This window comes from Tibeticola sediminis, from assembly GCF_003843835.1.
GTDB classification, from domain to species: Bacteria; Pseudomonadota; Gammaproteobacteria; order Burkholderiales; family Burkholderiaceae_C; genus Tibeticola; species Tibeticola sediminis.
In genome coordinates, this window is the sequence record NZ_RKQL01000003.1 from 56,050 (window position 1) to 73,280 (window position 17,231).

Genomic DNA, 17,231 nt, shown 5'->3' on the forward strand with positions numbered 1-17,231 from the left:
CGCCACTGCAGCGACAATCGGGCGCATGACCTCGCCCCTGCTCGAAGTTCAATCCCTGCGCAAGCGTTACGGAGCGGCCACCGTCGTCGATGGGCTGGCTTTTCACATTGCACCCGGCGAATGTCTGGGCATCATCGGGCCCAACGGCGCGGGCAAGACCACGACCATCCGTACGCTGCTCGGGCAGACGGCACCCGACGAGGGGCGCATCGAGTACCGTTTTGGCGGCGCGGCGCTGCGCATGCCGACCGATGCGCTGGCGATCAAGGCACGGCTCGGCGTGGTCGCGCAGTTCGACACGCTCGACCCGGACTTCGACCTGGCGGAAAACCTGCTGGTCTATGGCCGCTACTTCGGGCTGCCGACCGCGGCCATCCGAGAGCGCATCCCGCAGCTGCTGGAGTTTGCGGCGCTCACCCACAAGGCGCGTGCCAAGCCGGGTGAGCTCTCGGGTGGCATGAAGCGGCGCTTGAGTCTCGCGCGCGCGCTGGTCAATGACCCCGAACTGCTGCTGCTCGACGAGCCGACCACCGGCCTCGACCCGCAAGCCCGGCACCTGATGTGGGAGCGGCTGCAACTGCTGCTGCAACAGGGCAAGTCGATCCTGCTGACCACGCATTTCATGGACGAGGCCGAACGCCTGTGCCACCGGCTGCTGGTGCTCGACCACGGACGCAAGATCGCCGAGGGCACGCCGCGTGCGCTGATCGAGCAGCATCTCGAGCCCGACGTGGTCGAGGTCTACGGCAACGGGGCGCTCGCGCTGGCGCAGGACGCCACGCTGCGCTCGCTCGCCGCGCGCGTGGAGACGAGCGGGGAGACGGTGTTTTTCTACACCGCCGACGCGCACCCGCTGCTCCTCGCGCTCGACGCCTGGCCAGGCCTGCGCACGCTGCACCGTCCGGCCAACCTCGAAGACCTGTTTTTGAAGCTGACCGGACGGCAAATCCGCGAAGAAGGTTGACGCTCATGACCCCGCCCCTCAGTTCTGCCCCGTCGCCCCGAGCGCCCGCATCGCCCGCGCTGCCCTCGCCCTGGGCCCCGCCGCGCCTGTCGATGCGCTGGTGGCCGGTGTTTCTGCGCAACCTGCTGGTGTGGAAGAAGCTGGCGATCCCGAGCCTGCTCGCCAACATCGCCGAGCCGCTGATGTGGCTCGTCGCCTTTGGCTACGGGCTCGGTGCGCTGGTCGGCCAAGTGCAGGTCGAGGGTGCTGCGGTGCCCTACATCCTCTTTCTCGCCAGCGGCAGCATCTGCATGAGCGCGATGAACGCGGCGAGCTTCGAGGCGCTGTATTCGGCCTTCTCGCGCATGCATGTGCAAAAGACCTGGGACGGAATCTTGAATGCGCCGGTGCAGCTCGACGACGTGGTACTCGCCGAAATGCTCTGGGCGGCGTTCAAGTCGCTGTTCACCATCACCGCCATCCTCGGCGTGATGCTGGCGCTCGGCATCAGCCACAGTCCCAAGCTGCTCCTGGCCTGGCCAGTGCTGCTGGGCGTGGGCGTCACCTTCTCGTGCATCGCGCTGGTGTTCAACGCGCTGGCCAAGGGCTACGACTTCTTCACCTACTACTTCACGCTGTTTCTCACGCCGATGATGTTCCTCTCGGGCATCTTCTTTCCGCAGTCGCAGCTGCCCGCGCTGGTGCGCGAGATCGCGCAGTGGCTGCCGCTGACCGCCGCGGTGGAACTGGTGCGCCCGCTGTTCCTCGACCGCTGGCCCGAACACGCGCTGCGCCACGCCGCGGTGCTCGCCGGCTACAGCACAGCAGCTTTCTGGCTCGCCCTCGCACTCACGCGCAAACGCTTCGCGCGCTGAGCCTAAATCCGGCAGTTGACCGCTTCTCGCTGAATGCAAGGTGTTGTTATTGCGATGGTTTTTGCTGCGGAGACAGTTCACCGCTCGAGTGAGCGCTGCGCACCCAGTCGAGCCGCCCTCAGGCACGGGGGCGGCGTTGCAAATCCTCGCCATGGCACCCGCCATGTCTGCGGTTTGCGCCTTGCCCGCGCGCCCGATGACGGCACGCCCGGGCGCGCTCAACTGCCGGATTTAGGCTGAGTGGTCTTTTTTCGATAGCAGAAAAGCGCCATTTCACGCTGGCGTCCTGGCTAAATTGCCCCAAATGAGGCGTGGAACGCCGACGCGTCACGCCTGTGCGCGAATCAGGTCGGCGGCTTTCTCCGCGATCATGATGACCGGCGCGTTGGTGTTGCCGCCCACAACCGAGGGCATCACCGAGGCGTCGACCACCCGCAGGCCCTCGATCCCGCGCACGCGCAACGTCGTGTCGACCACATCGAGCGCGCCCGTGCCCATCCGACAGGTGCCGACCGGGTGGTAGATGGTGTCGGCGTGGTTGCGGATGAAGGTCTCGATCTCGGCATCGCTTCGGGCGCTGGCCGAGGCGGGCAGTTCACGGCCGCCAAAACGGGCCAGCGCGGGACGGTTGAGGATGTCGCGCATCTGCTTGAAGCCGAGCACCATGCGGCGCAGGTCATCCGGGTCTTGCAGGAACGCGGGGTCGATCAGGGGTGCGGCACGGGGATCGGCGCTCGCCAGGCGCAGGCTGCCGCGGCTTCTGGGGCGCAGCACGCAGACATGGCACGAGAAGCCATGGCCGAACACGGTCTTGCGGCCGTGATCGACGAGCTTGCCGATCACGAAATGCAATTGCAGATCGGGGATGGGCTCGGCGGCGTCGCTCTTGATGAAGCCGCCCGCCTCGGCAAAGTTGGTGGTGAGCATGCCGCTGCGCTGCCGCCGCCATTCGCCGATGCCGCGCCACACGCGCGCCGCGCCCGCGAGCGACAGGCCAAAGAGGTCGGTCGCGCCGGGCAGGTCGTACACCAGCACCACGTCGGGGTGATCGTGCAGATGCGCGCCGACGCCAGGCAGCTCGTGCCGCACCGCAATGCCATGACGGCGCAGCTCGTCGGCCGGCCCGATGCCCGAGAGCATCAACAGCTGCGGCGACTGGAACGCGCCGGCGCACAGCAACACTTCGCGGCGCGCGCGCAGCGTCACGGTCTGCCCGCCCTCGAGCAGTTCCACGCCCACCGCCCGCCTGCCTTCGAGCACGATGCGCGTCACCAGCGCGCCCGTGCGCACCTGCAGGTTGGGCCGGCCGAGGTTGGGCGTGAGGTAGGCCTTGGCAGCGGAGCAGCGCTCGCCGTTCTTGTGCGTGACCTGGTACAGGCCCACGCCCTCTTGCTCGGCGCCGTTGAAGTCAGGGTTGGCGGCAAAGCCCGCTTCCTTGGCGGCTTCGACGAAACGAGGGCCAAACGGGTTGGGGCTGCGCAAGTCCATCACGTTGAGTGGGCCGCCGGTGCCGTGGAAGGCGTCGGCACCGCGCTCGTTGTGCTCGCTGCGTTTGAAATACGGCAAGACCTCCTCGTACGACCAGCCGGCGTTGCCCTCGGCTGCCCAGGCGTCGTAGTCGGCGCGGTGGCCGCGCATGTAGATCATGGCGTTGATGGAGCTCGAGCCCCCCAGCACCTTGCCGCGCGGCTGGTAGCCGCGCCGGCCATTGAGCCCGGGCTGTGGCACGGTTTCGAAACCCCAGTTGAGCTGGCGGCTCTTGGCCATGAGCGCAAGCCCAGCCGGGCAGTGGATGAGCACACTGCGATCGGCCGGCCCGGCCTCGATCAGCGTGACCTGCGTGCCTGGGTCTTCGCTGAGCCGCCCCGCCAGCACACTGCCGGCCGAGCCGGCACCGATGATCAAATAGTCGACTTCCGAGGCTTGCATCGATGGACACTCCGACGAGCGTAAAAACAGCAGCGAACCTTACCCCAGCCGAGCGCCCCGCCCTGTCGCTCGCGCGCGGCTCCGGATCGGGATTTACCCCGAGTCGGCCTCGCTGCCTCGCCATCCGCCACGCCATCCGAGGGACTCGCCAGGCCTTGCCTTACCATCGCCGGCGCAGCTTTTTCAACGTCGTTTTTTGGAGAACCACATCATGAGCATCACCACCGTCGGCATCATCGGCGCCGGCACCATGGGCAACGGCATTGCACAGACCTGCGCGGTCGCGGGACTGCATGTCGTCATGGTCGACATCTCGGACGCCGCAGTCGCGCGCGGCATGGGCACCATCGCCAACAGCCTCGAGCGGCTGCTGAAGAAGGAGAAAATCAGCGCCGCCGACCGAGACGCAGCGCTGGCGCGCATCCACGGCAGCACCAACTACGACGACCTCAAGGCTGCTCAGCTCGTCATCGAGGCCGCGACCGAAAACCACGAGCTCAAAGTCAAAATCCTCAAGCAGGTCGACGCGCTGCTCGCGCCCGAGGTGATCATTGCCTCCAACACCTCGTCGATCTCCATCACCCAGCTCGCCGCGGCCACCAGCCGGCCCGACCGCTTCATCGGCATGCACTTCTTCAACCCCGTGCCCATGATGGCGCTGGTGGAGATCATCCGCGGCCTGCAGACCAGCGACGCCACGCACGAGGCGGTACAGGCGATGGCGCTGCAGCTCGGAAAAACGCCGATCACGGTGAAGAACTCGCCCGGTTTCGTCGTCAACCGCATCCTCGTGCCCATGATCAACGAGGCTTTCTTTGTGCTCGCCGAGGGGCTGGCCACGCCCGAGGACATCGACGCGGGCATGAAGCTCGGCTGCAACCACCCCATCGGGCCGCTGGCGCTGGCCGACATGATCGGGCTGGACGTGTGCCTGGCCGTGATGGAGGTGTATCTGCGCGAGTTCGGCGACAGCAAATACCGCCCCTGCCCGCTGCTCAAGGAGATGGTCGCCGCGGGCCGCCTGGGCCGCAAAACCGGGCGCGGCGTCTACAGCTACTGATCGACTGCCACACACGGGGCCGCCTTCGGGCGGCTCTCTTCAATCGAACTCGATTGCACACAATCGAATTGCGCGCTATACTTCGTCCATGCCGCCGACCGCTCAAACCCTGGATCCCAAGCAGGCGCTCTTGCTCGACCACCAGTTGTGCTTCGCCCTGTATTCGGCCTCGCTCGCGATGACCAAGCTCTACAAGCCCCTGCTCGACACGCTGGGCCTGACCTATCCGCAATACCTCGTGATGCTGGCGCTCTGGGAGCGTGACGGGGTCACCGTCTCGGAGCTCGGCGCGCGCCTGTTCCTGGATTCGGGCACGCTCACGCCGCTGCTCAAGCGCCTCGAAGCGGCTGCTTGGGTCGAACGGGTGCGCGACACCGCCGACGAGCGCCGCGTGCACATCCACCTCACGCCCCAGGGCCTGGCCCTGCGCGATCGAGCCGTGCGGGTGCCGGGCTGTGTGCTGGCGGCCACGCAATGTTCGCTCGACGAGGTCCAAGCCCTCACCGCCGAGCTTCAGGCGCTGCGCGACCGGCTGGTTCAGGCCGGCGCGGCCCGCTGATTTCCCCCCCCCCGCTTCCCCGCGAAGCCTGTTCCACGAAAGAAAGAAGACCATGAACGCATCCACCGCAACCGCCACCCCCGTTCGCCCCGCGAAGATCCTCTACCAGGCCCACGCCACCGCCACCGGCGGCCGTGACGGGCGCGCCGTCAGCTCCGACGGCCTGCTCGATGTCAAGCTCGCGCCCCCGAAGGAACTCGGCGGCATGGGCGGCGCGACCAACCCGGAGCAGCTCTTCGCCGCAGGCTACTCCGCCTGTTTCCTGAGCGCGCTGCGGCATGTCGCGGCCGCGCAGAAGTTCGCCGTCCCCGCCGATGCAGCCGTGCACGGTAGCGTGGGCATCGGCCCGATCGCGCAAGGCTTTGGTCTGCAGGCGACGCTGACGGTCCACCTACCCGGCATGGAGCGTGAAACCGCCGCCGCCTTGGTCGAAGCCGCGCACCGGGTCTGCCCCTACTCGAACGCCACGCGCGGGAACATCGACGTGCAAATCGCGCTGTCGGAATGAGGCAACCCTGGCCGAGGGCCAGGGTCACACTTCACAGCGACCTAGCCTAGGAGGCTCGCCGCGCGCCGACCTGCTCGGACAGGGCCGCGAGTTCGCGGCGCAGCAGCGCCACCTCATCGCGCAGCGCGCCGATCTCGCGCATGAGGTCGCGCTCGATCTGGCGTTCTTCGACCTCGACCTCCTCGTCGACGAAGATCGCCGAGAGCGAGGCCGTCGTCAGCGACAGGACGGCGAGCCCCAGCAGCACCACCGCCACCGAGAACAAACGCGAGGCGGGCGTCGTCGGCACGATGTCCCCATAGCCCACCGTGGCTGCCGTCTCGAACGCCAGCCAAAGGCCATCGCTCAAGCTATGGACATGCGGGTCCAGCAGCCAAAAGCCCACGCCGCCCAGGACGAGAATCGCCACAGCCAAGGCCAGGGAATACAGCAGGCCACGGCGCACCAAGCGCACACGACGCAGACGGTTCTGTTTGCTCATCTAGCCATTTTGACGCAACCGAGGCCAGCGACAATGCCGGCATGCCGCTCACTCCAAAGCCCCAACCGCCCGATGCCGCCGAGCCTCTAGACACCGGCGGCGCCCCGCACCCGTACACGGCGCTCACGCCCGATCGCGTGCTCGACGCACTGGCCGCGGTGGGCTGCTACGGCGACGGCCGGCTCACCGCGCTCAATTCCTACGAAAACCGGGTCTATCAAGTCCATCTCGACGAGCCGGTGCTGGGCCACCGCGTCGTCGTCGCGAAGTTTTACCGGCCTGGGCGCTGGAGCCGAGCGCAGATTCTCGAAGAGCACGCCTTTGCCACCGAGCTTTCCAAGGCCGAAGTGCCGGTGGTGGCGCCGATCGCGCTCGCCGGCCAGACGCTGCACCACCATGCGGGCTTCGACTTCACCCTCAGCCCCTGGCGCGGCGGGCGCGGGCCGGAGCTCGACGACTTCGAGGTGCTCGAGTGGATTGGCCGCTTCCTCGCCCGGCTGCACCAGGTCGGCTCGGCGCGTCGCTTCGAAACACGCCCCGCCATCGACCTGCAGCGCTACGCGCTCGAACCCCGCGACTGGCTGCTGGCACACGAGGCGGTGCCGCTGGAGGTGCGCGGCGCCTGGCTCGAAGCCGTCAACCGCGCTATTTCTTTGATAGCTAAGCATGACGCTTTGATGCCGGCATACGACCCAAAAATGGCCCAAATCACGCGGATCCGCCTCCACGGCGACTGCCACCCAGGCAACATCCTCTGGACGCCTGCCGACCGCCCCGAGCCGGGCCCGCACTTCGTGGACCTCGACGACGCGCGCACCGGCCCAGCCGTGCAAGACCTTTGGATGCTGCTCTCGGGCGACCGACGCCAGCGCACCGCACAGCTCGGCGCGCTGCTCGACGGCTACACCGAACTGCGCGACTTCGACCGCCGCGAGCTCGCCCTGATCGAGCCGCTGCGCACCCTGCGCCTGATCCACTACAGCGCCTGGCTCGCCCGCCGCTGGCAAGACCCCATCTTCCCGATCAACTTTCCCTGGTTCGGCACGCCCGACTACTGGCGCGGCCAGATCGACACGCTGAATGAGCAGATCGAGGCCATGGAGGAACCGCCACTCGAGCCCTGACCCCAGCCGGCCGACGTTTGATCTCCGTCAAACTCCAGCCCCTGCGCCGCGCGCATATTGGCCTTGCGGACACCTATGCCGAGGCACGCGACGCCCTCAATTCCCTACGAATCTTGGGAACTTTTTCGTTTAGCACTCGATCGAAGCGAGTGCTAATATGAACAACATACGGAGGAACCCCAACATGAACCCAACGGCCAACGCAACGACGCTTCCTGCACCAACCACCTGGAGCCAGGCGCTGACGATTCCGCCGTTGGGCAATCTCGACGCCTACATCACGGCCGTCAACCGCATGCCCATGCTGACGCCTGAGGAAGAGGTCAGCTATGCGCGCAAGCTACGCGACGAGGGCGACCTCGAAGCCGCCGCCAAGCTCGTGCTCTCGCACCTGCGGCTGGTCGTGGCGGTCTCGCGGCAGTACCTGGGCTATGGCTTGCCGCAAGCCGACCTGATTCAGGAAGGCAACGTCGGTCTGATGAAAGCCGTGCGCCGCTTCGACCCGGATCGTGGTGTGCGCCTCGTCAGCTACGCGCTGCACTGGATCAAAGCCGAGATTCACGAGTACATCCTGCGCAATTGGCGCATGGTCAAGCTCGCGACGACCAAGGCTCAGCGCAAGCTCTTCTTCAACTTGCGTTCGATGAAGCAAGGCTTCAAGGACGATGCCGAGCACGAGTCGCACCGCGAAACCCTCAGCACCCGCGAAATCGAGGCCATGGCCCGGGAACTCAAGGTCAAGCCCGAAGAAGTCGTGGAGATGGAGTCGCGCATGGCAGGCGGTGACGTCGTGCTCGACCCGACCCCGGCCGCCGACGGCGAAGAGGCCTTCGGCCCGATCGCCTACTTGGCCGACACGCAAAACGAGCCGACCGCCGTGCTCGAGGCGCAGCAGCGCGACGCGCTCGCGAGCGTTGGCTTGGCGAACGCCTTGGCCGCGCTCGACCCGCGCAGCCGCCGCATCGTCGAGCAGCGCTGGCTCAACGTCAAAGACGACGGCTCGGGCGGCATGACGCTGCATGAGCTGGCGGCGGAATTCGGCGTCAGCGCCGAGCGCATCCGCCAAATCGAGGCGGCGGCCATGAAGAAGATGCGCCAGTCGCTCGCCGCGTACGCCTGATTCCACTCCGCTCCCCAACCGGCCGCTTCTGCGGCCGGTTTCACGTTCACGGCGCCCCGATCCTCTGGCCTATGCACCATCCAAATCGTTCAAACCACCCAGCCCGCTGCTTGAGCCGCCGCTCGCTGCTTGGCGCCCTCTCGGGCTGGTCCTTGCTGAGCCTATGGGCCACGCCGGCAACCCACGCTGCCCCCGCCGAACCCTGGCCCAGCCGGCCGTTGCGCCTCCTCGTGGGCTTTCCACCGGGCTCCTCGCCCGACCTGCTGGCGCGTGCGCTGGCCGAGCCGCTGGGCCGGCGACTCGGCCAAGCGGTCGTCGTCGAGAATCGGCCCGGCGCTTCGGGCAATTTGGCCGCGGCTGCCCTGGCTCAGGCGCGCGATGGCCACAGTTTTGGCATCCTCATCAACGGCAACCTGACCATCGCGCGGCAGCTCAACCCACAGTTGCCCTTCGACCCCGCACGCGACTTCACGCCGCTGAGCCTCCTCGCCACCGCCCCGCTGGTGCTGACCGCCGGACGCGACACGCCTGCGCTCACCGGGGCGGCCTTCCTCGCCGAAGCGCGCCGCGCGGGCGACCGCTGGAATTACGGCTCCCCGGGCGTGGGCACCCTCGCGCATCTCGGTATGGAATGGCTGCAGTCGCGCACCGGACTGCGGGCCGTGCACATTCCCTACCCCGGCAATCCCCAGGTCGTCAGCGCCTTGCTGGCAGGGCAAATCCAGCTCGCCATGCTGCCGCCGGGACTCGCCATGGCCCAGGCCAAGACAGCTCGGCTGCGCCCGCTCGCCGTCACCAGCAGTGGCCGCAGCACCCTCGCACCCGAGGTGCCCAGCCTTGCCGAATGGGGCGTGCGCGACTTGACGCTGGAGATCTGGAACGCCGCGGTCGCCCCGGCGGCCATGCCCCAGGCCTATGCTCAACGCCTGGCCAGCGCGCTCATCGACGTCGCGCGCACCCCCGAAATCCGGGCCACACTCTTTCAACAAGGCTGGCAGGTCGCGGCCACGGCCCCCGAAGGCCTCGCGCAGCGCATGCGGGCCGACACCGAAGTACTCGCCCGCATCATCGAGCGCGAGCACATTCGGCTCGAGTGAGCTTTAGGCAACCCTGAATTCCTTCCCGCGATGGCGCGCGAGGGACTGGGTCTGCGTTGCCTCTACATCAGGTAGTGATCCAGCAGCAGCGCGAGAAACAGCAAGCTCAGGTGGATCAGCGAAAACCGAAACGTCTTGCGCGCCAGCGCATCGGAGTAGTTCCGCCACAGCGCCACCGCGTAGCCCACGAAACCGGCGTTGAGCACCACCGCCGCTGCCAGATAGAGCCAGGAACTCATGCCATAAGCAAACGGCAGCAGGCACGCCGCAAACAGCACCAGCGTGTAGAGCAGGATTTGCAGCCGCGTGAATTCGTTGCCGTGCGTCACCGGTAGCATGGGCAAGCCCGACTTGCGGTAGTCCTCGACCCGGTAGAGCGCAAGCGCCCAAAAATGCGGCGGCGTCCACAGAAAGATGATGAGAAACAAAATCATCGCCTCGGGGCCGACGTCCCCGGTCATCGCTGCCCAACCCAGCACCGGCGGCATGGCCCCGGAAGCGCCGCCGATGACGATGTTTTGCGGCGTCAGCGGCTTGAGCACCAGCGTGTAAATCACGGCGTAGCCAACGAACGTCGCCAGCGTGAGCCACATCGTCAAGGGATTGACCCAGACATAGAGCACCCAGGATCCCAGCGCGCAGAGCACGGCCGAAAAAACCAGCGCCTGAGTGTTGCTCAACTCCCCGCGCGCCGTCGGTCGCCACGAGGTGCGGCGCATGCGGGCGTCGATGCTTTTCTCGACCAGACAATTGAAGGCGGCAGCCGCGCCCGCCACCAGCCAGATGCCCACCGAGGCGACCAGCATGCGCTGAAACTGGGCAGCGCTGGGCATTCCGGGAACGGCGAGAACCATGCCGATGAGGGCACAAAAGACGATCAACTGCACGACGCGCGGCTTGGTCAGCGCGTAATACTGTCGAACGACGGACAGTGCGGGAGAGGCGGTAGCAAGGGTGCTCATGCGGGCAAATTCGAGGGGTGCAAGGCGGCGCTGCGCGCGCTCGCGAACTGAGGTTCGGGCCGGGCGAGATGGAAGGCGAGCAAAGCCACCAGGGCAGCTGCACCCCCGGTGTGCGCCACGGCCGCCAGCAGCGGCCAGCCCAGCACCACATTCGACAAACCCGTGAGCAACTGCCAGAGTCCGAGCAGCGCCAGCCCCTTGGCCAGCCGCGGCTCACGGTCGGTGCGATACAGCCAAAACGCCATGCCCCAGAGCAGCAGCAGCAGCGCGTAGGCGTACAAGCGATGCACGTAGTGAATGGCCGTCAGCGCGGCGAATGAAATCGGCTCACCGGCAGCGGTAAGCCCCAACGGCCGCCAAACCGAAAAACCCTCAGAGAAATTCATCGCCGGCCACCAACTGCCCTGGCAGCGCGGAAATTCCGAGCAGGCCAAAACCGCGTAATTCGTGCTCGTCCACCCGCCCAAGGCGACCTGAAACACGACCAGGCCCAACAACAACGCGGCCGCGCGCCGCTGGCTCGGTCGCCAGCGATGCGGCATTCCTGCGGCGGCCAGCGGCGCCAGCTGCGCCCACTGGGCCGCCAGCAAGGCCAGCAGCCCTACCCCACCGAGCAAGTGCGCCGTCACGATCGCGGGAAACAGCTTCATCGTGACCGTCAGGGCGCCAAACGCCCCCTGAGCCAAAACCCACAGCAGCGTCAACCCGGCCCAACGCAGCCCTCCGGGCCCCTCATCCAATGCGGAGCGCCAACGCCAGCGCAGCGCCAGCAGCGCGACGATGAGCGCACCCACGCCGGTCGCCAGGTAGCGATGCACCATCTCGATCCAGGCCTTGCCATGGGTCACGGGCCCGGTCGGCATGACCGCCTGCTCGGCTTCGATCGCCGCGCGCGCCCCGATCGGGCTGCTGTGGCCATAGCAGCCGGGCCAGTCCGGGCAGCCCAGCCCGGAATCGGTGAGCCGCGTAAAGGCGCCGAACAAGACCAGATCGAAGGTCAGAAAAACGGTCAGAACCGTCAAGGCCGCCAGGCGGTCCCGCGGCTCCGCCCAGCGCTGGCGCCATAGCGTCCAGCCGAGCAATGGAGTGGCCACGGCGGCACCCACGAGCAGCAACTGCAGCAGCGGCGAGAGGTCGACGAGCGCCATGATCGTGCCCCGGCTTCGTCAGTGCTGCGCCGGCGTGGGCCGACCCGGCTGGTCCCAGGACGCGGAGGCGCGCAGCAGCCGTTCCAGATCGCGACGCGCCTTGGTGGCGCTGGCGAGGTCCAGCCCCGCCGGAAAACGCATCATCCAGTTCCCGAGCGGGTCGACCAAGTAGAGATGATCCTCGAGCGCATGTCCGGGCGCAGGCTCGAGCCAGCGGCTGAGCACATCGGCCGGAACCCGCAGCACGGTCGCCTGCGCCAACGCCGGCAACAGCGCTGGCGGCACTTCACCCTCGTCGCTGATCAGCCACACACGGTCGACGCGGTCCTTGTCCTTGCCGAGCGCTTCGCGCAGCTGCCGCTGCAGGTAGAGCTTGTCCTGACACGCGCGGTCGCAGCCCGCCGGCGCCACCACCAGCAGCAACCACTGCCCTTTGAGGCTGCGCAGGTCCACCGGCGTTCCATCGAGCCCCCGCGCGACCCAGGCCGGCAGCGGCCGCTGCGGCTCGATGATGTCCCCGTAGTTCCGCCGGCCTTCAGGGCGAAACACGTAATACGTCAGGTAAGACGCGATCACCGGCGCCGCGCAGACCAGAAAGAGCAACAACATCTGGAGCCGCCCACGGCGGATCAAAGCGGGGTCGGCCCCGACAGCGCCGGGCGGCAGACTCAGCGGAACTTCATGAACCGTCAGGCCGAGAGGCTCGTCAGTCCTGGTTGCGGAGGGAGCGGAAGCGGACAATTTGGAATCCCACATAGAGAATGAAAATCAAGCCCGAGAGCGCAAACCACTGCGCGGCATAGCCATAGTTGCGCTCGGCGCCGACCGCCGGTGTCGGCCAGTCCCGGCGCAGCCCATCTGCCGGCGCAGGATCGGTCTGCAAGACCGCGAAATCCACGAGCGGCAAGTGCGTCTCCTGACGAAAACCAGCGATGTCCAGATTCTGCCGGATCGCCCCTGAGGGCGCGGATCCGAGTTCGTATAGCCGCGGAATCCGCGGGACGACGCGACCGACGACCGTGACGTCCCCTTCGGGCGTCGGGATCCGGGGCAAAGCCTGACGGTCGCGAAAGTCCCGCGGCGCCCATCCGCGGACGACCAAAACCGCGACCCCGCCGTTTCGGGTCGGCACTTCGAGCGGCGTGACCAGTTCGAAGCCCGGCCGCCCGTCGCGCTGTCGGTTATCGAGATAGACCGTGTAGCCCGTGAGCCAACGGCCCTGCAAGCGCACCCGCCGGCCGGTCGATTCGCGGCCCTCGAGGGCCTCCTCGAGGGTCAGTTCCGGCAAGCGATCGGCTTCTGCCTGGCGCGCGGCCAGTGCCTCGCGTTCGTGCGCCCGCGAGAGTTGCCACACTCCCAAGCCGAGCGTGAGGGCAAAGCCGAATACCGCCGCCGCGGTGAGCAGCCAATCGCGTCTGGCGCGCAGCTTGGTTTTCAATCGATAATCCCCAGCATGAACATCTTGGTTCCGCTCGCTTTCGCCGCAATTCTCGCCAGCCTGGGCGCCGCGCTGTATTTCATGCTCAAGCGCAGCGGGGGCGACGAACAAGCGCGCTCGCGCAACATGGCGCGGGCGCTGGCATTTCGCGTCGGGTTCTCCGTTGCGCTGTTTCTCTGCATCTTGGCCGCATGGAAGTTGGGCTGGATCCAGCCGACCGGGATTCCCGCTGGGAAGTAAACCAGAGCCGACAAAAAAGCGCCTTGCGGCGCTTTTTTGTTGGGCCATGCTCTGAGGCAGCGCTGAACAGGTCCCTCGCGCGCCGCGCATCCCATCCCGCAGCTGGGCGCGCGCCATCACGGAAACTTATCCAGCCTTGCCCTGAGCGATCACATCCAGTAGACCAGGATGTAGAGACCCAACCAGACCACGTCGACGAAGTGCCAATACCAAGCCGCGCCTTCGAAGCCGAAATGGCGCTGCGGCGTGAAATGCCCCTTCATCAGCCGCAACGTGATGAACAGCAGCATCAACATGCCGACGAACACGTGAAAGCCATGGAAGCCCGTGAGCATGAAGAAGGTCGAGCCATAAATGCCCGACGAGAGCTTCAGGTTCATCTCGGTGTAGGCATGGAAATACTCATAGCCTTGCACCCCCAGGAAGATCGCGCCGAGGAGCACGGTCATCCACATAAAGGCGATCGTCTTCGTGCGCTGCCCTGCCTGCAGTGCATGGTGTGCGATCGTCAAGGTCACGCCCGAGGTGAGCAGCAAGGCGGTGTTGATCGTCGGCAGCCAGAACGGACCCATGGCCTGGAAGGGTTCGACCGTGCCGGCGGGCGAAGTCGTCGCCCCCGGGACGACCGACGGCCATGCCGGCTTGAAATCAGGCCACAGCAAGGCGTTGTCGAGGCTGCCCAACGCCGGCACCGAATGGGTCCGAGCCCACCAGAGCGCGGTGAAGAACGCGCCGAAGAACATCACCTCCGAAAAGATGAACCAGCTCATGCTCCAGCGGAAAGAGAGATCGACTTTTCGGCTGTAGAGACCGCCTTCGCTTTCGTGAATCGCGTCACTGAACCACTGGTAGAGCACGAAAAGCCACCAAGCCAAACCCGCGAACAAGACGAACTTGCCCCAGTCGGCGCCATTGATCCATTGCGCCGCGCCGTAGATGACGAAAAGAAGGCCGGCGGCGGCCATCACCGGATGCCGCGATGGACCGGGGACGTAGTAGTACGGCGTCGCGCCTTGGGCATGGGTACTCATGGGTGCTCCTGATGAATCATGGATAGAAAAACGAATGGCCGAACGCAGTAGGCAGATTTCAGAGGTCGCTGGCCCTCAAGTGCCGACGACCCAACGCACGAAGAAGCCCAGGCCGACGATGAAGCACAGCACCGCAATCACCGCGACCAAGATGACGTGCAACGGATTGAGCTGCTGAAAGTCTTCTTCGAGGCCGCTGCGGCGCCGGATCCCGAGAAACGACCACGCGACGGTACGCAGCGTTCGCAAAAAACTGGTGGACTCGGAACGCGACATGTCGGGCCTACTTTCAAGACAGGCGCTGGCCCGCTGCCAGCGCCACGGAACCCGCCGGAGCCGCCGGCGCCTTGCCTCCAACCTCGAAGAAGGTGTAGGACAGCGTGATGGTTTTTACGTCTTTCGTCAACTTCGGGTCGATGTAGAACACGACTGGCCAGCGCTTGGTCTCACCCGGCTCGAGCGTGTATTGGTTGAAGCAAAAGCATTCGAGCTTGTTGAAATGCGCCGAAGCCTGATTGGGGGCGTAGCTCGGAATCGCCTGCGCTGTCATGCGGCGACTCTGGACGTTGCGGAACTCGTACATCACGGTCGCCAACTCGCCGGGGTGAACCACGATCGAGCGCTTCTCAGGCTTGAACTCCCAGGGGCCGCGCGCGTTCGCGTCGAACTCGACGGTGATCGTGCGGCTGTAGTCGATCTGGGTATTGGCCGGGAGCTTTGCATCTTTTCCGGCCGCGCCCACACCAGGCACCTGTCGCTCCGACAAGGACAAGATGTTGATGCCCGTGGCCTCGCAGATCCGCTGGTAGATCGGGATCAGCGCATAGCCGAACGCGAACATCCCGACCGCAACGACGGCGAGCTTGCCGAGCATACGGCGGTTGTCTCGTACAGCGACCATGGGCGACTGACTCTGCGGACTCGGGCGGGGTACGGCTCAGGATCGAAGCAGCCACATCTTCGCAACAAAGCCCAGGAAGAACACCAAGGCGATGGACGCGAGGATCCAGCCCAGACGCTGGTTGCGGCGCTTCAGATCCGATTCGCTCATGGCTTCCCTCAGCCGATCACGCGGGTTGCGGTCGCATCGAGCTTGGGCGGCGTCTCGAAGGTGTGGAACGGTGCCGGCGACGGCACTTCCCACTCCAGACCCTCAGCGCCTTCCCAGGGTTTCTGGGGCGCCTTTTGGCCTTGACCGCGCATCACCGGCAACACGATGAAGAAGAAGAAATAAACCTGCGCCAGGCCGAAGAGGAAGGCACCGACCGAGGCAATGGCGTTGAAATCGGCGAACTGCATCGGATAGTCCGCGTAACGGCGCGGCATACCGGCAAGGCCGAGGAAGTGCATCGGGAAGAAGGTCAGGTTGAACGAAAGGATGGACCACCAGAAGTGAATCTTGCCGCGCGCTTCGTCGTACATCACGCCCGTCCATTTCGGGGACCAGTAATAGAAGCCCGCGAACAGCGCGAACAGCGAGCCGGCGACGAGCACATAGTGGAAGTGCGCAACGATGAAGTAGGTGTCTTGCAACTGGATGTCCAGCGGCGCGACCGCGGGCATCAAACCGGTGAAGCCGCCGATCGTGAACACGAAGATGAAGCCCACCGCAAACAGCATTGGAGTTTCAAAGGTTAGCGACCCTTTCCACATCGTAGCGATCCAGTTGAAGATCTTCACGGCCGTCGGAACGGCGATCAGCATGGTTGCGTACATGAAGAACAACTGACCCGTGACCGGCATGCCCGTCGTGAACATGTGGTGCGCCCACACGATGAACGAAAGAATGGCGATCGAAGACGTGGCGTAGACCATCGAGGCATAGCCGAAGAGCTTCTTGCGCGAGAAGGCCGGCACCACCTGGCTGATGATGCCGAAGGCCGGCAAGATCATGATGTAGACCTCGGGGTGACCGAAGAACCAGAAGATGTGCTGGTACATGACTGGGTCACCACCACCCGCCGGGTTGAAGAAGCTGGTTCCGAAATGACGGTCGGTCAGCGTCATCGTGATGGCACCGGCCAGCACGGGCATCACGGCGATCAGCAAGTACGCGGTGATGAGCCAGGTCCAGCAGAACATGGGCATCTTCATCAGCGTCATGCCGGGGGCGCGCATGTTGAGGATCGTGACGATGATGTTGATCGAGCCCATGATCGACGACGCGCCCAGGATGTGCATGGCGAAGATGCCGGCGTCCATCGAGGGGCCCATCTGCAGCGTCAACGGGGCATAGAGCGTCCAGCCGGCTGCGGGCGCGCCGCCCGGCATGAAGAAGGAACCAACCAACATCAAGCCTGCCGGCACCATCAGCCAGAAGCTGAAGTTGTTCATCCGGGCAAACGCCATGTCCGAAGCCCCGATTTGCAGCGGGATCATCCAGTTCGCGAAGCCCACGAAGGCCGGCATGATAGCGCCGAACACCATGATGATGCCGTGCATGGTGGTGAGCTGGTTGAAGAACTCGGGGTTCATGATCTGCAGCCCCGGCTGGAACAGCTCGGCCCGGATGCCCAAAGCCAGCACCCCGCCGATCATGAGCATCGTGAAGCTGAAGAGCAGATACAGCGTTCCGATGTCCTTGTGGTTGGTGGCGAACACCCAACGGCGCCAACCGGTGGGCGCGTGGTCGTGGTGGTCGTGGGCGTGATCGCCCGCGGCGTGATGGTCGAGAACGGCACTCATCTCGGGTTCCTTGTCAGACGGTTTCGGTACG

General features: G+C 65.8%; 20 protein-coding genes. 9 read left to right on the plus strand and 11 right to left on the minus strand.

Translation table 11 applies throughout. The annotated features are described in order from the left end of the window. Positions 1–25 precede the first annotated feature (25 nt). Both EDC62_RS07185 and EDC62_RS07190 read left to right on the plus strand, forming a co-directional pair. Positions 26–964, plus strand: a complete 939-nt coding sequence (locus EDC62_RS07185) for an ATP-binding cassette domain-containing protein (RefSeq protein WP_124222153.1) — start codon at positions 26–28, stop codon at positions 962–964. A 5-nt stretch (positions 965–969) separates the two neighbouring features. Continuing rightward, on the plus strand, positions 970–1,818 hold the full coding sequence (locus EDC62_RS07190) for an ABC transporter permease (RefSeq protein WP_124222155.1): 849 nt from the start codon (positions 970–972) through the stop codon (positions 1,816–1,818). A 327-nt stretch (positions 1,819–2,145) separates the two neighbouring features. On the opposite strand, the gene EDC62_RS07195 is transcribed toward EDC62_RS07190, so the two are convergent. Continuing rightward, positions 2,146–3,747 carry a GMC family oxidoreductase gene (locus tag EDC62_RS07195; RefSeq protein ID WP_124222157.1) on the minus strand — a complete coding sequence of 534 codons (1,602 nt, stop codon included), beginning with the start codon at positions 3,745–3,747 and terminating at the stop codon, positions 2,146–2,148. 211 nt (positions 3,748–3,958) lie between these two features. On the opposite strand from EDC62_RS07195, the gene EDC62_RS07200 reads away from it, so the two are divergent. From EDC62_RS07200 to EDC62_RS07210, 3 genes are all read left to right on the plus strand, one after another. Next, positions 3,959–4,807, plus strand: a complete 849-nt coding sequence (locus EDC62_RS07200; RefSeq protein WP_124222159.1) for a 3-hydroxybutyryl-CoA dehydrogenase — start codon at positions 3,959–3,961, stop codon at positions 4,805–4,807. 88 nt (positions 4,808–4,895) lie between these two features. Continuing rightward, positions 4,896–5,366: a MarR family winged helix-turn-helix transcriptional regulator gene (locus EDC62_RS07205; protein ID WP_124222161.1), complete on the plus strand. Its 471-nt coding sequence runs from the start codon at positions 4,896–4,898 to the stop codon at positions 5,364–5,366. Between the two features lie 52 nt (positions 5,367–5,418). After that, a complete protein-coding gene (locus EDC62_RS07210; protein WP_124222163.1) occupies positions 5,419–5,874 on the plus strand; it encodes an organic hydroperoxide resistance protein in 456 nt (151 codons plus the stop codon). 46 nt (positions 5,875–5,920) lie between these two features. On the opposite strand, the gene EDC62_RS07215 is transcribed toward EDC62_RS07210, so the two are convergent. Continuing rightward, positions 5,921–6,355 (minus strand): ion channel, encoded by a 435-nt coding sequence (locus tag EDC62_RS07215; RefSeq protein ID WP_124222165.1) that lies wholly within the window; start codon positions 6,353–6,355, stop codon positions 5,921–5,923. A 41-nt stretch (positions 6,356–6,396) separates the two neighbouring features. On the opposite strand from EDC62_RS07215, the gene EDC62_RS07220 reads away from it, so the two are divergent. From EDC62_RS07220 to EDC62_RS07230, 3 genes are all read left to right on the plus strand, one after another. Beyond that, positions 6,397–7,479: a serine/threonine protein kinase gene (locus tag EDC62_RS07220; RefSeq protein WP_124222167.1), complete on the plus strand. Its 1,083-nt coding sequence runs from the start codon at positions 6,397–6,399 to the stop codon at positions 7,477–7,479. A gap of 184 nt (positions 7,480–7,663) precedes the next feature. Next, a complete protein-coding gene (gene rpoH / locus EDC62_RS07225) occupies positions 7,664–8,599 on the plus strand; it encodes an RNA polymerase sigma factor RpoH (protein WP_124222169.1) in 936 nt (311 codons plus the stop codon). A gap of 71 nt (positions 8,600–8,670) precedes the next feature. Continuing rightward, positions 8,671–9,696 carry a Bug family tripartite tricarboxylate transporter substrate binding protein gene (locus tag EDC62_RS07230; protein WP_124222171.1) on the plus strand — a complete coding sequence of 342 codons (1,026 nt, stop codon included), beginning with the start codon at positions 8,671–8,673 and terminating at the stop codon, positions 9,694–9,696. Between the two features lie 62 nt (positions 9,697–9,758). On the opposite strand, the gene cyoE is transcribed toward EDC62_RS07230, so the two are convergent. From cyoE to EDC62_RS07250, 4 genes are read right to left on the minus strand one after another with little or no spacing between them, the layout of a single operon-like run. Further along, positions 9,759–10,658 (minus strand): heme o synthase, encoded by a 900-nt coding sequence (cyoE, locus tag EDC62_RS07235; RefSeq protein ID WP_124222173.1) that lies wholly within the window; start codon positions 10,656–10,658, stop codon positions 9,759–9,761. Continuing rightward, complete coding sequence (locus tag EDC62_RS07240; RefSeq protein ID WP_124222175.1) at positions 10,655–11,806, minus strand: COX15/CtaA family protein; 1,152 nt, start codon at positions 11,804–11,806, stop codon at positions 10,655–10,657. The genes cyoE and EDC62_RS07240 overlap by 4 nt, the downstream gene beginning before the upstream one ends. Before the next feature lie 18 nt (positions 11,807–11,824). Next, entirely contained in the window at positions 11,825–12,562 is a 738-nt protein-coding gene (locus EDC62_RS07245) for an SCO family protein (protein WP_124222177.1), read from the minus strand. Then, positions 12,513–13,244, minus strand: coding sequence for an SURF1 family protein (locus tag EDC62_RS07250; RefSeq protein WP_245968799.1), 732 nt, complete (start codon positions 13,242–13,244; stop codon positions 12,513–12,515). The genes EDC62_RS07245 and EDC62_RS07250 overlap by 50 nt, the downstream gene beginning before the upstream one ends. Positions 13,245–13,259: 15 nt before the next feature. On the opposite strand from EDC62_RS07250, the gene EDC62_RS07255 reads away from it, so the two are divergent. Then, on the plus strand, positions 13,260–13,484 hold the full coding sequence (locus tag EDC62_RS07255; RefSeq protein WP_211330950.1) for a twin transmembrane helix small protein: 225 nt from the start codon (positions 13,260–13,262) through the stop codon (positions 13,482–13,484). Between the two features lie 149 nt (positions 13,485–13,633). Here the strand turns inward: EDC62_RS07255 and EDC62_RS07260 are convergent, their stop codons facing one another. The 5 genes from EDC62_RS07260 to ctaD all read right to left on the minus strand — a co-directional run bounded on the left by EDC62_RS07260 (position 13,634) and on the right by ctaD (position 17,200). Continuing rightward, positions 13,634–14,515 carry a cytochrome c oxidase subunit 3 gene (locus EDC62_RS07260; RefSeq protein ID WP_124222179.1) on the minus strand — a complete coding sequence of 294 codons (882 nt, stop codon included), beginning with the start codon at positions 14,513–14,515 and terminating at the stop codon, positions 13,634–13,636. Positions 14,516–14,590: 75 nt separating this feature from the next. After that, positions 14,591–14,791: a DUF2970 domain-containing protein gene (locus tag EDC62_RS07265; protein WP_124222181.1), complete on the minus strand. Its 201-nt coding sequence runs from the start codon at positions 14,789–14,791 to the stop codon at positions 14,591–14,593. A 13-nt stretch (positions 14,792–14,804) separates the two neighbouring features. Continuing rightward, on the minus strand, positions 14,805–15,416 hold the full coding sequence (locus EDC62_RS07270) for a cytochrome c oxidase assembly protein (RefSeq protein ID WP_124222183.1): 612 nt from the start codon (positions 15,414–15,416) through the stop codon (positions 14,805–14,807). A 36-nt stretch (positions 15,417–15,452) separates the two neighbouring features. Further along, positions 15,453–15,566, minus strand: coding sequence for a cytochrome oxidase small assembly protein (locus tag EDC62_RS13060; RefSeq protein WP_211330952.1), 114 nt, complete (start codon positions 15,564–15,566; stop codon positions 15,453–15,455). A gap of 8 nt (positions 15,567–15,574) precedes the next feature. Further along, positions 15,575–17,200, minus strand: coding sequence for a cytochrome c oxidase subunit I (gene ctaD / locus EDC62_RS07275; RefSeq protein WP_124222185.1), 1,626 nt, complete (start codon positions 17,198–17,200; stop codon positions 15,575–15,577). Positions 17,201–17,231: the final 31 nt, after the last annotated feature.

What these genes read in the sequence shown, in the direction of transcription:
- EDC62_RS07195 (WP_124222157.1), bottom strand. Translation starts at nt 3,747, where the DNA reads ATGCAAGCCTCGGAAGTCGACTATTTGATCATCGGTGCCGGCTCGGCC.
- EDC62_RS07265 (WP_124222181.1), bottom strand. Translation starts at nt 14,791, where the DNA reads ATGTCGCGTTCCGAGTCCACCAGTTTTTTGCGAACGCTGCGTACCGTC.
- ctaD (WP_124222185.1), bottom strand. Translation starts at nt 17,200, where the DNA reads ATGAGTGCCGTTCTCGACCATCACGCCGCGGGCGATCACGCCCACGAC.
- cyoE (WP_124222173.1), bottom strand. Translation starts at nt 10,658, where the DNA reads ATGAGCACCCTTGCTACCGCCTCTCCCGCACTGTCCGTCGTTCGACAG.
- EDC62_RS07215 (WP_124222165.1), bottom strand. Translation starts at nt 6,355, where the DNA reads ATGAGCAAACAGAACCGTCTGCGTCGTGTGCGCTTGGTGCGCCGTGGC.
- EDC62_RS07205 (WP_124222161.1), top strand. Translation starts at nt 4,896, where the DNA reads ATGCCGCCGACCGCTCAAACCCTGGATCCCAAGCAGGCGCTCTTGCTC.
- EDC62_RS07210 (WP_124222163.1), top strand. Translation starts at nt 5,419, where the DNA reads ATGAACGCATCCACCGCAACCGCCACCCCCGTTCGCCCCGCGAAGATC.
- EDC62_RS07220 (WP_124222167.1), top strand. Translation starts at nt 6,397, where the DNA reads ATGCCGCTCACTCCAAAGCCCCAACCGCCCGATGCCGCCGAGCCTCTA.
- EDC62_RS07270 (WP_124222183.1), bottom strand. Translation starts at nt 15,416, where the DNA reads ATGGTCGCTGTACGAGACAACCGCCGTATGCTCGGCAAGCTCGCCGTC.
- EDC62_RS07260 (WP_124222179.1), bottom strand. Translation starts at nt 14,515, where the DNA reads ATGAGTACCCATGCCCAAGGCGCGACGCCGTACTACTACGTCCCCGGT.
- rpoH (WP_124222169.1), top strand. Translation starts at nt 7,664, where the DNA reads ATGAACCCAACGGCCAACGCAACGACGCTTCCTGCACCAACCACCTGG.
- EDC62_RS13060 (WP_211330952.1), bottom strand. Translation starts at nt 15,566, where the DNA reads ATGAGCGAATCGGATCTGAAGCGCCGCAACCAGCGTCTGGGCTGGATC.
- EDC62_RS07190 (WP_124222155.1), top strand. Translation starts at nt 970, where the DNA reads ATGACCCCGCCCCTCAGTTCTGCCCCGTCGCCCCGAGCGCCCGCATCG.
- EDC62_RS07200 (WP_124222159.1), top strand. Translation starts at nt 3,959, where the DNA reads ATGAGCATCACCACCGTCGGCATCATCGGCGCCGGCACCATGGGCAAC.
- EDC62_RS07230 (WP_124222171.1), top strand. Translation starts at nt 8,671, where the DNA reads ATGCACCATCCAAATCGTTCAAACCACCCAGCCCGCTGCTTGAGCCGC.
- EDC62_RS07185 (WP_124222153.1), top strand. Translation starts at nt 26, where the DNA reads ATGACCTCGCCCCTGCTCGAAGTTCAATCCCTGCGCAAGCGTTACGGA.
- EDC62_RS07240 (WP_124222175.1), bottom strand. Translation starts at nt 11,806, where the DNA reads ATGGCGCTCGTCGACCTCTCGCCGCTGCTGCAGTTGCTGCTCGTGGGT.
- EDC62_RS07245 (WP_124222177.1), bottom strand. Translation starts at nt 12,562, where the DNA reads ATGTGGGATTCCAAATTGTCCGCTTCCGCTCCCTCCGCAACCAGGACT.
- EDC62_RS07255 (WP_211330950.1), top strand. Translation starts at nt 13,260, where the DNA reads ATGAACATCTTGGTTCCGCTCGCTTTCGCCGCAATTCTCGCCAGCCTG.